15 protein-coding genes are annotated in these 12717 nt (G+C 45.0%); 14 read left to right on the plus strand and 1 reads right to left on the minus strand.

Annotation, left to right across the window (positions count from 1 at the left end; all coding sequences use genetic code 11):
• The first annotated feature begins 2 nt into the window (after nucleotides 1-2).
• Genes lgt through FHS45_RS09930 form a run of 5 tightly spaced genes read left to right on the plus strand, consistent with a single transcriptional unit; the run spans nucleotide 3 to nucleotide 3508 of the window.
• Nucleotides 3-830 (plus strand): prolipoprotein diacylglyceryl transferase, encoded by an 828-nt coding sequence (lgt, locus tag FHS45_RS09910; RefSeq protein ID WP_062441260.1) that lies wholly within the window; start codon nucleotides 3-5, stop codon nucleotides 828-830.
• Nucleotides 831-847: 17 nt separating this feature from the next.
• Entirely contained in the window at nucleotides 848-1804 is a 957-nt protein-coding gene (locus FHS45_RS09915) for a nucleoside recognition domain-containing protein (RefSeq protein ID WP_062441256.1), read from the plus strand.
• The gene (ppaX, locus tag FHS45_RS09920; protein ID WP_062441253.1) at nucleotides 1779-2417 is read left to right on the plus strand and encodes a pyrophosphatase PpaX; all 639 of its coding nucleotides are present in this window, start codon (nucleotides 1779-1781) and stop codon (nucleotides 2415-2417) included. The genes FHS45_RS09915 and ppaX overlap by 26 nt, the downstream gene beginning before the upstream one ends.
• Nucleotides 2418-2423: 6 nt before the next feature.
• Nucleotides 2424-2969 (plus strand): acyltransferase, encoded by a 546-nt coding sequence (locus FHS45_RS09925; protein WP_062441250.1) that lies wholly within the window; start codon nucleotides 2424-2426, stop codon nucleotides 2967-2969.
• Nucleotides 2966-3508, plus strand: a complete 543-nt coding sequence (locus tag FHS45_RS09930; RefSeq protein WP_062441248.1) for a glycerol-3-phosphate responsive antiterminator — start codon at nucleotides 2966-2968, stop codon at nucleotides 3506-3508. The genes FHS45_RS09925 and FHS45_RS09930 overlap by 4 nt, the downstream gene beginning before the upstream one ends.
• Here the strand turns inward: FHS45_RS09930 and FHS45_RS09935 are convergent.
• Nucleotides 3494-3673 carry a hypothetical protein gene (locus FHS45_RS09935; RefSeq protein WP_062441245.1) on the minus strand — a complete coding sequence of 60 codons (180 nt, stop codon included), beginning with the start codon at nucleotides 3671-3673 and terminating at the stop codon, nucleotides 3494-3496. The genes FHS45_RS09930 and FHS45_RS09935 overlap by 15 nt on opposite strands.
• Nucleotides 3674-4263: 590 nt before the next feature.
• Between FHS45_RS09935 and FHS45_RS09940 the strand changes: the two genes are divergently transcribed.
• From FHS45_RS09940 to hisIE, 9 genes are all read left to right on the plus strand, one after another.
• Entirely contained in the window at nucleotides 4264-5937 is a 1674-nt protein-coding gene (locus FHS45_RS09940) for a glycerol-3-phosphate dehydrogenase/oxidase (RefSeq protein ID WP_062441241.1), read from the plus strand.
• Nucleotides 5938-6220: 283 nt separating this feature from the next.
• Nucleotides 6221-7405, plus strand: coding sequence for an ATP phosphoribosyltransferase regulatory subunit (locus FHS45_RS09945; RefSeq protein ID WP_062441238.1), 1185 nt, complete (start codon nucleotides 6221-6223; stop codon nucleotides 7403-7405).
• The gene (hisG, locus tag FHS45_RS09950; RefSeq protein WP_062441235.1) at nucleotides 7398-8036 is read left to right on the plus strand and encodes an ATP phosphoribosyltransferase; all 639 of its coding nucleotides are present in this window, start codon (nucleotides 7398-7400) and stop codon (nucleotides 8034-8036) included. The genes FHS45_RS09945 and hisG overlap by 8 nt, the downstream gene beginning before the upstream one ends.
• A complete protein-coding gene (gene hisD / locus FHS45_RS09955) occupies nucleotides 8033-9310 on the plus strand; it encodes a histidinol dehydrogenase (RefSeq protein WP_062441231.1) in 1278 nt (425 codons plus the stop codon). Before hisG ends, hisD begins: the two co-directional genes overlap by 4 nt.
• Entirely contained in the window at nucleotides 9303-9896 is a 594-nt protein-coding gene (gene hisB, locus FHS45_RS09960; RefSeq protein ID WP_062441227.1) for an imidazoleglycerol-phosphate dehydratase HisB, read from the plus strand. Before hisD ends, hisB begins: the two co-directional genes overlap by 8 nt.
• 2 nt (nucleotides 9897-9898) lie before the next feature.
• On the plus strand, nucleotides 9899-10546 hold the full coding sequence (gene hisH, locus FHS45_RS09965) for an imidazole glycerol phosphate synthase subunit HisH (protein ID WP_062441224.1): 648 nt from the start codon (nucleotides 9899-9901) through the stop codon (nucleotides 10544-10546).
• Complete coding sequence (gene hisA / locus FHS45_RS09970; protein WP_062441220.1) at nucleotides 10543-11271, plus strand: 1-(5-phosphoribosyl)-5-[(5-phosphoribosylamino)methylideneamino]imidazole-4-carboxamide isomerase; 729 nt, start codon at nucleotides 10543-10545, stop codon at nucleotides 11269-11271. Before hisH ends, hisA begins: the two co-directional genes overlap by 4 nt.
• Nucleotides 11271-12029 (plus strand): imidazole glycerol phosphate synthase subunit HisF, encoded by a 759-nt coding sequence (gene hisF / locus FHS45_RS09975; protein WP_062441217.1) that lies wholly within the window; start codon nucleotides 11271-11273, stop codon nucleotides 12027-12029. Before hisA ends, hisF begins: the two co-directional genes overlap by 1 nt.
• Nucleotides 12026-12649 carry a bifunctional phosphoribosyl-AMP cyclohydrolase/phosphoribosyl-ATP diphosphatase HisIE gene (hisIE, locus tag FHS45_RS09980; RefSeq protein WP_062441214.1) on the plus strand — a complete coding sequence of 208 codons (624 nt, stop codon included), beginning with the start codon at nucleotides 12026-12028 and terminating at the stop codon, nucleotides 12647-12649. Before hisF ends, hisIE begins: the two co-directional genes overlap by 4 nt.
• The last annotated feature ends 68 nt before the right edge of the window (nucleotides 12650-12717 follow it).

Consider the following 12717-nt stretch of genomic DNA (forward strand, 5'->3'; position numbering starts at 1 on the left):
GTGTGTCGTGTAGTGCTGAAGCCCTGGATCGGGTGTTTTTACAGTTAGGCCCATTATCCATTTACTGGTATGGTGTCATCATTGCTGCTGGTGCTTATTTGGGCCTCTGGCTGGCTGTCAGGGAAACGGAGCGGCTGGGATTAAAAAAAGACCTGATGATTGATGCAGTCGTCATTGCTATCCCGGTTGCTATTATATCTGCCAGGATTTATTACGTCATATTTGAATGGGAACGCTATGCCGGCGGTTCTCTATTGGATATATTCGCTATATGGGAAGGTGGTATAGCAATTCATGGGGCGTTGATTGGTTCGGTAATTACTGCCATCGTCTATGCCCGGGTGAAAAAAGTATCTGTCTGGATGCTGCTTGATATTGCTGCACCAAGTATCCTTCTAGGTCAGGCGATTGGACGCTGGGGCAATTTCATGAACCAGGAAGCCCATGGCGGCCCAGTTTCGGAAAGTTTTTATAACAACTTTATGCAGTACTTACCTGAATTTATCACCAATCAGATGTGTATCGGAGGGACAATGTATCACCCGACCTTTTTGTATGAATCAGTCTGGAATATTCTCGGATTCGTATTGCTTTTAGTACTGCGACGCTATAATCCATTGCGTGGCGAGGTGTTCCTAAGTTATGTCATCTGGTATTCAATCGGACGCTTTTTCGTTGAAGGGCTGCGGACTGATAGCTTGTACTTAGTGGGGGATATCCGCACAGCACAGGCGATTTCAATTGTATTAGTAGTTGCGAGTATCGCAGCTATCATCTACCGCCGTAAATCGAAAATGGCGGACAAGCATTATAATGGAAAGAAAGCTTGAGATAAGGGGGAGGACTAGTGAGAGGCATCATCATGAGAGGTTTAAAACAGGGCTTATCCGTGACATGGACATTAGGAAAAGTAATTTTTCCGGTTACATTGATTGTCACCATCCTCCGATTCACACCGGTTTTGCCATGGGCCATGGAGAAAATTGCTCCGTTCATGGCATGGCTCGGGTTGTCCGGAGAAGCAGCGGTTCCCCTTGTATTAGGTAACTTTTTAAATTTATATGCCGGCATCGCAGCCATCCTTTCTTTTGATTTTACCGTGAAAGAAGTATTTATTCTGGCTGTTATGCTATCGTTTTCTCACAATTTGCTGATTGAATCCACCGTCGCTTCAAGAGTAGGGGTCAGCTGGTGGTTCGTCATCGGTTTTCGGCTTACTTTGGCCTTCATTTCTGCAGCAGTCATCAACCTGGTGTGGAAGGGCGGTAAAGAGATGGCAGTTTATGGACTTGCGCCTAAACAGGAAGCCACACCTGATGGCTGGGGGGAAATTGTGCTGCAAGGACTGCAGACAGCGACAATGGGCATTCTGCAATTGGCGTTGATTGTCATCCCGTTGATGGTGTTTATGCAATACTTGCGGGAAAAAGGCTGGCTGGATATATTCTCAGGCTGGGTTGCCCCAGCGACGAAATTTTTAGGGATGGAACGCAATACATCTATGACGTTGGTTGCTGGTTTGACGATTGGACTGGCTTATGGCGCAGGCATGATGATTCAGGCAGTAAAGGAAGATGGAGTTTCAAGGAAAGATATGTACCTGGCAATGATATTTCTGGTTTCCTGCCACGCCGTTGTAGAGGATACACTAATATTTATTCCACTCGGTATCCCGGTATGGCCGCTCCTGGCATTTCGACTGATTACTGCCATTTTATTAACCGCTGCTATCGGTTTCGTATGGAATAGGCTAGAAAAGAATAGAGAGGAACACATCCATGAGCATAAATACAATACTCTTTGATTTAGATGGTACATTAATTGATACAAATGAATTGATTATCTCGTCTTTTACGCACACTACGGAACAATACGGGAACAGATTGTACTCCCGCGAGGAAATTATGAGCTTCATCGGGCCACCGCTTAGAGAAAGTCTCGCGAAGATAGATAAAGACAGGGTGGAAGAACTGGTTAATGTTTACCGTGAGCATAATATTAAGCATCATGATGAGTTAGTGGAAGCATATCCTACTGTAGTGGAAACCATCGAAATTTTAAAAGAAAAAGGTTATAAACTGGGAATTGTTACGACAAAGATGCGTCAAACCGTTGAGATGGGGCTGAAACTAACAGGATTAAAAGAATCTTTTCCAGTTGTTGTCACCTTGGATGATGTGACCAATGCGAAACCAGATCCTGAACCGATAAATAAGGCGCTTGAGCAACTGGGCTCCACTGCTTCCGAGACGCTGATGGTTGGAGATAATACTCATGATATATTAGCAGGCAAGAATGCCGGGACAAAGACAGCGGGCGTTGCCTGGACAATCAAGGGGAAGGAAGTATTGGAAGCGCTGGAACCTGATTTTATGTTGACCGAGATGAGGGAGATATTAGATATCATAGGGGGATGAACACCCATGCGTAAGACAGAGAGGTATCGTGTTGATCATGGCAATTCATTATGGCATATCTATAAAACAGTTCCCTTTTGGAAAGTAGTCAGGAATTTCCTTGTCATCCAGGCTGCCAGATACACTCCATTTCTTGGGATGAAAAATTGGCTATACCGTAAATTTCTCCGTATGGAGGTAGGGAATCAGACAGCTTTTGCTCTGATGGTGATGCTCGATGTCATGTTCCCGGAAAAGATTTTTGTCGGTGAAAATAGCGTAATTGGATATAATACTACGATTCTCGCGCATGAATATTTAATTAAAGAATACCGGCTTGGGGACGTCAGAATCGGGAGTGAAGTCATGATCGGCGCAAACTCAACCATTCTTCCGGGAGTAGAAATTGGTGATGGCGCAATTGTTTCTGCAGGTACCCTGGTTCATAAAGATGTGCCCGCGGGTTGCTTCGTCGGAGGTAATCCAATGCGGATCATCTATAACGAAGAGGAGCTGCAGGAACGAATGGACCGGGATGAATTCTTTGCGACGGAAGGCAGACCGGAACTATGATTGAGCAGAAAATTCTCCCTGCCGTGAAAAAGATAAAGGATTTTGAAAAGCTGCTGGAGAGCGACAGTGATTATATCGTTTTATTGGATACGAGAGTTTCCCAGTTGAAGCATTTGGTTCGATATGGCCAAAAGGCAGGGAAAAGTGTGTTCGTCCACACGGATTTAATTCAAGGTTTAAAGACGGACGATTATGGCATGGAATTTCTCGGTCAGGATATCAAGCCGGATGGTGTCATTTCTACAAGAGCCAGTGTGATTCAACAGAGTAAAAGGTATCGTATGACAGCTATACAGCGAATGTTTTTGATTGATAGTCATGCGATAGATCATAACCTGAAACTGATCCAGAAAACAAAGCCGGATTATGTCGAACTGCTTCCGGGTATCTTACCGGAGCAAATAGCATTTATCAAAGAAACCTTGGGAATCCCTATCATAGCAGGCGGTCTTATCCGCAATCATCAGGAAGTCAATCAGGCAATTGAAGCCGGTGCTACTGCTATTTCAACATCACGCAGCGATTTATGGAATTTCTAAATCACTGCTTTTTTCAGGTAAGCCCCCTTTAATTGAATACTCAGTTTCAAGATATATTGTTTCCGTTACGATAGTAACGGTGTGGAAGTCCGGGAAATCACTCGCTTTCCATGGGCGTACGGTGAGCTTCCTCAGGCTAAAGCCCTGCGGGATCTCACCGCTCATGTTCATCCCATAGGACTTTGAGAAATACTTCCTCGAAAAGACACCGTACGAAGGAAATGCATAGCACTTTCGAGGAGTCTCGCAATTTCCCGGCCGTCATGCGTTTATTAGTGTCTCGAAGCTTCTATCAAAAATAGTATGCTTTTGGCAGAAGCACGATCAATTTAGCATTATAACAGGATTCTCTTCACAAATTAGGTTTAAATTTTCCAAGCACGATTTCGAGTACCTTATATGGCAAAGGGCTTGCCGTCTTCCCCGCGGAAAGCGAATCCTTCCCCAACGCCCCTTAACTTCAACTATTATCTCGAAATCAAGTCTTCGACTTGATAGTTGAGAGTTCTTTGTTTTGTAAATCTTGATTGTATAATGAAAAAGCTACTGCTATAATAAAAGTAAGTTAATAAGATTCGGTTGGAGAAACGGAGAGACCACGCTGCTTTATAGACTTGGCTATAAAGCATGTTCGTGGTCTCTTTTTTTTCGTTAGCCTGCTCTTTTGCCATACATGAAATAAGAGATTACGGGTAAAGGAAATATAGGGTGAATTCAACCGCATCATAAGTATAGACACAAGGAGAGGTTTAATAATGAGTCAATTTTCAAGTTATGAACGTCAGGAAACATTGAAAAGCATGACCGAAGAGCAATTGGATGTTTTGATCATAGGGGGAGGTATTACAGGAGCGGGTATAGCCATGGATGCCGCATCGCGTGGGATGAAAACAGCAGTTGTAGAAATGCAGGATTTTGCAGCAGGAACCTCCAGCAGATCGACGAAGCTGGTTCACGGTGGTCTGCGATATTTAAAACAATTTGAAGTGAAAATGGTGGCAGAAGTAGGGAAAGAAAGAGAAATTGTCTTTCAAAATGGCCCGCATGTGACTACGCCCGAATGGATGATGCTGCCCTTCCACAAAGGGGGGACATTCGGCCCTCTTTCCACCAACCTTGGCCTGCGTGTCTATGATTACCTTGCCGGTGTCAAAAAATCAGAACGGAGAACCATGTTTTCAGCAGAAGAAGCGATAGAACGGGAGCCGTTGATTAAACGTGATAATTTGAGGGGCGCAGGTTTTTATGTGGAATATAAAACGGATGATGCACGCTTGACATTGGAAGTATTGAAAAAGGCGGTAGAGCATGGTGCCCTGGCAGCCAACTATGCTAAAGTGGTCGACTTCAGCTACGACAATGAAGCTAAAATTACCGGTGCTATTATAGAAGATCAAACCGACGGAAGGCGTTACACAATTCGTGCGAAAAAAATAATAAATGCAGGTGGTCCATGGGTGGATCACCTGCGTGAAATTGACGGTTCCAAAAAAGGGAAAACCCTTCATTTGACGAAAGGTGTTCACTTGGTTTTCGATGGAAAACGTTTCCCACTAAGGCAAGCAATCTACTTTGACACTCCAGACGGACGAATGGTTTTCGCGATTCCCCGCGATGGAAAAACATATGTCGGGACGACCGATACAACTTATGAAGGGGATATTGCACATCCAACCATGACGGAAGAAGATCGCGCATATTTAATCGATTCGATCAATTACATGTTCCCGACGGTGGATATCACCGTGGAAGATGTTGAATCGAGCTGGGCAGGTTTACGACCGTTGATTCATGAAGAAGGGAAAGACCCATCTGAAATTTCCCGGAAAGATGAGATATTCATTTCTGATTCCGGACTTATTTCCATGGCTGGTGGGAAACTGACCGGCTATCGCAAAATGGCGGAAACAGCAATCGATCTTGTCCGTGACATGTTTATGGAAGATGAAGGAATCCGCTATTCTGATTCAGAGACAAAGCATATGCCAATTTCGGGTGGAAATGTTGGCGGAGCAAAAAGATTTGAGAAATATCTGGAGGAAAGAACAAGCCAGGGAAAATCGATCGGGCTTCCTGAGGAAAAGGCACGAGAACTGGCAGATTTATATGGATCAAATGTCGGTCTTGTCTTCGATTTTTATGAACAAGGAAAAGATAGGGCAGAGACAGCAGGTATCGATCGTGTCGCATTTGCGATGTTGCAATATGGTCTGGAATACGAACTGGTCTATCGTCCAGTTGACTTCTTCGTTCGGCGAACCGGGGCTTTATTCTTTAACATTGACTGGGTCCACCAGCACAAAGATGCGGTAATTGCTTATATGGCAAAAGAACTGAACTGGAACGAGACGCAGAAAAGAGCTTATAGGAAAGAATTAGACCAGCTTTTGAAAGAAGCTGTAGAACCTGCAGAGCCAATGATGGCTTAGTTTTTTATAGTTACCCCCGTCCGGAAAACGATTGTTTTCCGGACGGGGGTTCTGCATTTAGCCAATAAAAATTAAAAATAAGCTACTAACATGCTAAAATCGGCTAATATAAGGAGAGGTACATATACTAATTTGATTAATTAGGTGACAAAGGGGTTCTACTCGGTCGCGAAAAGGGAACAAATAAAAGAGCCAGTTTTGTTTGACGGACTATCTTTATTACGTTATCATATTAGCAAGCTAAAGGATTCGAATAGATTTTCTAAAAGAAAGGATGCACTCCATGGCAAAGCGGTTAATGTTTGAAAAGCCACTGGGAATGCGGGACACGCTTCCCTTTTTTTATAATCAGAAGAAACAAGCTCGTGAATTATTGACGGAAGAAATCTCAAACTTCGGCTACATGTTTATGGATACACCAATACTGGAGTATTATGAGACAGTCGGGGAAGCGAGTGCTACCTTGGACCAGCAATTGTTCAAACTCCTGGATCAACAAGGTCATTCCCTTGTATTGCGACCGGATATGACTGCTCCGATTGCGCGTGTGGCCGCATCTCAGCTCAAGCGTGCAGAGTTCCCGCTTCGTTTGGCCTATGATGGACCGGTTTTTCGTGCGCAGCAGACAGAAGGAGGAAAGCCGGCCCAATTTGAACAGGTTGGAACAGAACTGATCGGCGATCATTCGTCTTATGGGGATGCCGAAGTAATTGCCTTGTTGATCCGTTCTCTTCAACGGGCAGGTTTGCAAGATTTTCAGATTACAATCGGTCATGTCGGATACGTCCGTTGCTTTTTCAAAGAAATACTAGGCGATGACGATCCAGCATTAACAGAAGAATTAATGAGCTACCTCTATCGGAAAAATCACGTTGGCTACCAGGAAGCGGTTAAAGCTCTTCCATTAAATGAGGAAGCAAAGCGCGCATTGATGGGGCTGTTGAAGTTGCGGGGAGAAGATGAAGTGTTCGACCAAAGCAAGTCGCTTGCCCGTAATCAGGAATGCCTGCAGGCTATTAATGAACTGAAGCAGCTGTACAAAATACTGAAGCAGTATCAAGTGGAGCAGTACGTCAGTTTCGACCTCAACTTGATCAGTCATATGGACTATTACACTGGCATTCTTTTTGAGGGGTATGCCCCTAACTTAGGCTCTTTGTTATGTAATGGCGGACGTTATGATCAATTGCTTCCTTCTTTCCAATTGAATGCATCTGCTACCGGATTCGCCATCCACCTGGAACGTCTGGTAGAAGCGCTTGCCAAACAGTCTAACGGAGACGAACGGATTGGCATCCTGGTTGATGACGATACATTTGCTGATGGGTTAAAGCAGGCGCAGGACCTTCGACAAGAAGGGAAAAGCGTATTACTGCAGCATGTAGATCAGGTTCCTGACCTGCAGCAATTCAAAGCAGAACTTGTAGAAGCGATTGATTTGACGACAGGAGGTGGCCATGATGCGTAAACCTTTGACAATTGCTATGCCAAAAGGACGGATCTTTGAAGAAGCAGCTGAGCTGATGAAGCAAGCAGGATATGACCTCCTGTCCAACCAAGAGGAATCAAGGAAGTTGATTTTAGAGTTCCCGGAACAAAATCTAAGGATTATGATGGCAAAACCGATGGATGTGGTGACATATGTAGAATATGGGACAGCCGATATTGGAATCGCAGGGAAAGATGTCCTATTGGAGCAGGACCGTGATGTTTACGAAGTCCTTGACCTTGGCATCAGTCCTTGTTATATCGCTGTGGCCGGCCTTCCGAATCAGCCGCTCAGCAAAATTGCTCCGAAGATAGCGACAAAATATCCAAAAGTAGCCTCTGATTACTTTCGTGAGCAAGGGGAGCAAATTGAAATCATTCCACTGAACGGCTCGATTGAAATCGCTCCGTTAATCGGGCTTGCAGATCGGATTGTGGATATCGTTTCTACAGGAAGAACGTTGAAAGAAAATGGGCTAGTAGAGTATGAAAAAATTGTCGGTATTACATCACGGTTGATTGTCAATCCTGTAAGCTACCGATTGAAAAGCAAGGAAATTGATGAAATGGTCAACCAATTGAGTGAAGTGGTAGGGGAGGACTATGTATGAAAATCCTGAAAAAGAATGAAATCACTTCATTCAAGCGCAGTGTGGATGCAGGAACAGAAGAACAACGAGCGGCCGTCAAAGAAATCATCGCAGACGTCAAAGAAAGAGGCGATGAGGCTCTCCGTTCTTTTACGGAAAAATTTGACGGCGTGACTTTGGATAATAGTAAGGTTGGAAAAGCGGAAATTGAACAGGCATACAAACAAATGGATGGAGAACTGGTTGAGGTTTTGAAAGAAGCTGCTGCCAACATACGTAGCTTCCATGCGAAACAGAAGTCTACTTCCTGGTTTGACACGCAGGAGGATGGCACGATTCTCGGCCAGAAGATCACACCGATTGATGCTGTGGGAGTCTATGTGCCAGGCGGAACAGCAGCTTATCCTTCTTCTGTTTTTATGAATGTCATCCCCGCTCAGGTAGCAGGTGTGGAACGGACAGCCATGACTACTCCTCCAGGCCCTGAAGGAACACTGCCGCCAGGAGTATTGGTGGCTGCTGACATTCTGGGTGTCGATGAAATCTATAAAGTCGGCGGAGCACAGGCCGTGGCTGCTCTGGCTTATGGAACAGATACCATTGCTCCTGTCGATAAGATTGTTGGTCCAGGCAACGTTTTTGTTGCCCTCGCCAAACGGGAAGTTTTCGGTGACGTTGCGATTGATATGATTGCAGGACCGAGTGAAATCGCTATTCTTGCGGATGATACCGCACGACCGGAAGAAGTAGCAGCTGACTTACTTTCACAGGCTGAACATGATGCCCGTTCCTCGAGCGTACTGGTCACGATCAGTGAATTCCTGGCAAGCGCAGTCCAAGCTGAAGTTGACCGGCAGCTGCAAACATTACCACGAGAAGAAATCGCCCGGAAAAGTGTGGAAGACTATGGAGCGATCATTCTTTGTGAATCGATGGAAGAAGCGGAGGACACCATCAACGAAATTGCTCCTGAGCACCTGGAAGTCGTTACTTCTGCTCCATTCGAGCAATTAGCAAAAATTAAGCATGCGGGTGCTATATTCCTTGGAAGATACAGCAGTGAACCGATCGGTGATTATTTCGCCGGGCCAAACCACGTTTTACCGACCAATGGAACAGCAAGATTTTCAAGTCCGCTGAACGTTGACGATTTTATAAAGAAATCAAGTATAATTTCTTACAGTGAACAAGCCTGGCGTGAAAACCACGAAAAGATTGCCCGGTTTGCCAGACTCGAAGGGCTGGAAGCACATGCCAGAGCAGTGGAGTCTAGAAAGGAGACAAAAGATGAGTAATAAGCGTATTGCTGCCATCGATCGGAAAACAAGAGAGACTGACATCAGTCTTAAGATTGACCTGGATGGAAGCGGCAAACAAGAGCTTGATGTTCAAGTCCCATTTTTAGCTCATATGCTGGAGCTGTTTACTAAGCACGGGTTGTTTGATATGGAAGTAAAAGGTCACGGGGACGTGGATGTTGATGATCATCATACGACAGAAGATATTGGCATCTGTCTCGGTCAAGCATTCCGACAGGCAGTTGGAGATAAAGCTGGCATCAAACGCTATGGTTCGATGACCTTGCCGATGGATGAAACATTGGTGACGGTTGCAGTCGACTTAAGTGACCGTCCACATTTGGAATGGAAGGCAGAGATCCCTGCTGCGAAAATAGGAACCTTTGATACGGAAAATGTGCACGAGTTTTTCTGGAAATTCGCCCTGGAAGCCAGGATCAATTTACATATCGTCCTTCACCATGGGCACAACAGTCATCACATTGTAGAAGCTATGTTCAAAGCGCTGGCGCGTGCTTTGGATGAAGCGACACAAATTGACCCAAGAATTAAAGGGGTGCCAAGCACGAAAGGAAGTCTTTGATTATGATAGGTATCATTGATTATGGCATGGGCAACTTGTTCAGCGTGTCCAAAGCACTAGAGCGGATGGATGTCCCTTATAAATTCGGAGACCGACCTGAGCAGATTGCTGATTGTGACGGTTATATCCTTCCAGGTGTAGGAGCTTTTCCTGATGCTGTCAAGGCTTTAAAGCAGCATGGTTTTGTGGAATTCATTAAGGAAAAAGCGGAAGCCAGAGTTCCAATTTACGGGATTTGTCTCGGCATGCAATTATTATTCGAAGAAAGCGAAGAGAACCAGCTGACGGAAGGACTTGGTCTTCTTCCTGGCAGAATAGTAAGATTTCCTGGGATAGATGAACAGGGCTCTTCTTATAAAGTTCCACATATGGGGTGGAACCGGCTTGATATCCAGCAGCCGGACCATCCGTTACTGGAAGGTATTCATAACGAATATGTCTATTTTGTGCACTCCTATTATGTCTTTACGGAAGATCGTTCGATATTGCTTGCTACTGCGGATTACCATGTGGAAGTTCCTGGCATAGTGGGCAAAGGTTCGTTATACGCCAGCCAGTTCCACCCGGAGAAGAGCAGCAGAGCCGGCATGCAGTTGTTAGAGAATTTTTGCAAGAAAATAGTACCGGAACAAGGAGGGACCCAGGAATGAGTTTTACGATTTACCCGGCGATCGATATGCGGGACGGAAAATGCGTCCGCCTGGAGCAGGGGGACTTTAATAAAGAAACCGTTTATGGAGAAAATCCATTCGAAGTCGCGGCAGGGTTTGCGGAAGCTGGAGCCAGCTGGATTCATATGGTCGATCTCGATGGGGCAAAAGAGGGATCCAGACAGAATGCCAGGCATGTGATTCGAACAGCTGAAGAATTATCGTGCTCCGTACAGATTGGAGGAGGCATCCGTTCGGAAGAGGATGTCCGTTTTTATTTAGAACAAGGTGTCGATCGTGTAATTATCGGTTCCCTGGCTATTCGTAATCTGGAGCTTACTAAAGAATTGCTCGCTAAATTCAAACACCAGATTGCCATCGGACTAGATGCCAGAGATGGTTATGTTGCCACGGACGGCTGGCTGGAAAGTTCTGAAGTAACTGCCGTATCTCTTGGAAAGGAACTGGCTGAAGCCGGAGCTGAAACATTTATTTACACTGATATTGCCAAGGATGGGATGCTTTCTGGGCCTAACACCAAAGAAATTGTCCGTTTAGCTGAAGAGACCAACACTAATGTTATCGCATCAGGGGGTATTAAGGGCCTGGAAGATCTTCGTGAACTGAAACAATATCAATCAAGCAAAGTGATCGGTTCCATCGTAGGAAAAGCTCTTTATACAAACCAATTCTCCCTTGAAGATGCCTTGAAGGAGGAAGCGTGATGCTTGCCAAACGAATTATTCCTTGCCTGGATGTCAAGGAAGGAAGAGTGGTGAAAGGAATCCAGTTTGTAGAAATCCGGGATGCCGGTGACCCAGTCGAACTGGCAAAGGTTTACGATGAACAAGGTGCCGATGAGCTTGTCTTTTTGGATATTTCAGCCACTCATGAGGGAAGGAAAACGATGATCGATGTCGTCCGGGAAGTTGCTTCTGAATTAGCGATTCCTTTTACTGTAGGTGGTGGAATCGGATCACTGGAAGATATCAGGGCAATCCTCCGTGCAGGTGCGGACAAGGTTTCTTTAAATTCTGCTGCTGTCAGAAGACCGGATTTGATCAAAGAAAGTTCCGACTACTTTGGTACTCAATGTATTGTCGTGGCAATTGATGCCCGGTTTGATTCTGAAGTTGAGACTTGGAGGGTATACACCCATGGCGGACGAAAACCGACGGACTGGCTTCTTGAGGATTGGGCTAAGGAGGCTGTTCGATTAGGAGCGGGAGAGATTCTGCTGACCTCAATGAACCAGGACGGTGAAAAAACAGGTTTCGATCTCGCGATGCTGCAAGCTGTCCAAAAAGTTGTCAACGTTCCGGTTATTGCTTCCGGCGGGGCTGGTTCAGCAGAACATTTCCTTGAAGTTTTTCAAAAAACAGATGTAGATGCAGCACTGGCGGCATCGATTTTTCATTATAAGGAAACATCCGTGCAACGTGTGAAAGATTATCTTCAAGAAAAAGGAGTGGTCGTGCGATGAATTTAGATAATATACAGTTCGATGAAAAGGGGCTGGTACCCGCAATCGTCCAGGATGCGCGAAGCAAATCAGTTCTGACACTGGCATATATGAATAAGGAATCATTGGAGAAAACCCTGGAAACAAACGAGACCGTATTTTACAGCCGCTCACGTCAGGAGTTATGGCATAAGGGAGAAACTTCCGGCAACACTCAGCAAGTTACCAGCATTCATTATGACTGTGACCAGGATGCTTTGCTGGTACAAGTTGTACCGAACGGACCAGCTTGTCATAAAGGGGATTACAGCTGCTTTTCTGAAGCTATCACAAGTGACAAGGCTTCACTTTCGGAAAATCGTTATGAAATACTTGATCAATTGCAACAGGTCCTTGCTGACAGGAAAGCGACCAATCCGGAAGGCTCCTATACAAGTAAGCTGTTTCAGGAAGGTGTCGACAGGATTGCCAAGAAAATTGGAGAAGAAGCAGGAGAAGTCATTATTGCCGCTAAAAACAATGACGCTGAAGAGCTTTCCCTGGAATCTGCAGACCTGTTGTTTCATTTATTAGTGCTCCTGACAGACCGTGACGTTTCTTTTGATAAAGTTCTTGGCGTACTGGAAGAAAGACATCGTTGATCATATCCGACTATTTTACTGTTTTTGTCAAAAATAGTCTATATCCTATTATACATCTGTGTTATACT

Source organism: Thalassobacillus devorans, from assembly GCF_011761345.1.
Lineage (GTDB): Bacteria > Bacillota > Bacilli > Bacillales > Halobacillaceae > Thalassobacillus > Thalassobacillus devorans.

Coding starts and splice junctions, on each gene's coding strand:
- ppaX (WP_062441253.1), top strand. CDS start 1,779: ATGAGCATAAATACAATACTCTTTGATTTAGATGGTACATTAATTGAT.
- FHS45_RS09925 (WP_062441250.1), top strand. CDS start 2,424: ATGCGTAAGACAGAGAGGTATCGTGTTGATCATGGCAATTCATTATGG.
- FHS45_RS09930 (WP_062441248.1), top strand. CDS start 2,966: ATGATTGAGCAGAAAATTCTCCCTGCCGTGAAAAAGATAAAGGATTTT.
- FHS45_RS09935 (WP_062441245.1), bottom strand. CDS start 3,673: ATGAGCGGTGAGATCCCGCAGGGCTTTAGCCTGAGGAAGCTCACCGTA.
- FHS45_RS09940 (WP_062441241.1), top strand. CDS start 4,264: ATGAGTCAATTTTCAAGTTATGAACGTCAGGAAACATTGAAAAGCATG.
- FHS45_RS09945 (WP_062441238.1), top strand. CDS start 6,221: ATGGCAAAGCGGTTAATGTTTGAAAAGCCACTGGGAATGCGGGACACG.
- hisG (WP_062441235.1), top strand. CDS start 7,398: ATGCGTAAACCTTTGACAATTGCTATGCCAAAAGGACGGATCTTTGAA.
- hisD (WP_062441231.1), top strand. CDS start 8,033: ATGAAAATCCTGAAAAAGAATGAAATCACTTCATTCAAGCGCAGTGTG.
- hisB (WP_062441227.1), top strand. CDS start 9,303: ATGAGTAATAAGCGTATTGCTGCCATCGATCGGAAAACAAGAGAGACT.
- hisH (WP_062441224.1), top strand. CDS start 9,899: ATGATAGGTATCATTGATTATGGCATGGGCAACTTGTTCAGCGTGTCC.
- hisA (WP_062441220.1), top strand. CDS start 10,543: ATGAGTTTTACGATTTACCCGGCGATCGATATGCGGGACGGAAAATGC.
- hisF (WP_062441217.1), top strand. CDS start 11,271: ATGCTTGCCAAACGAATTATTCCTTGCCTGGATGTCAAGGAAGGAAGA.
- hisIE (WP_062441214.1), top strand. CDS start 12,026: ATGAATTTAGATAATATACAGTTCGATGAAAAGGGGCTGGTACCCGCA.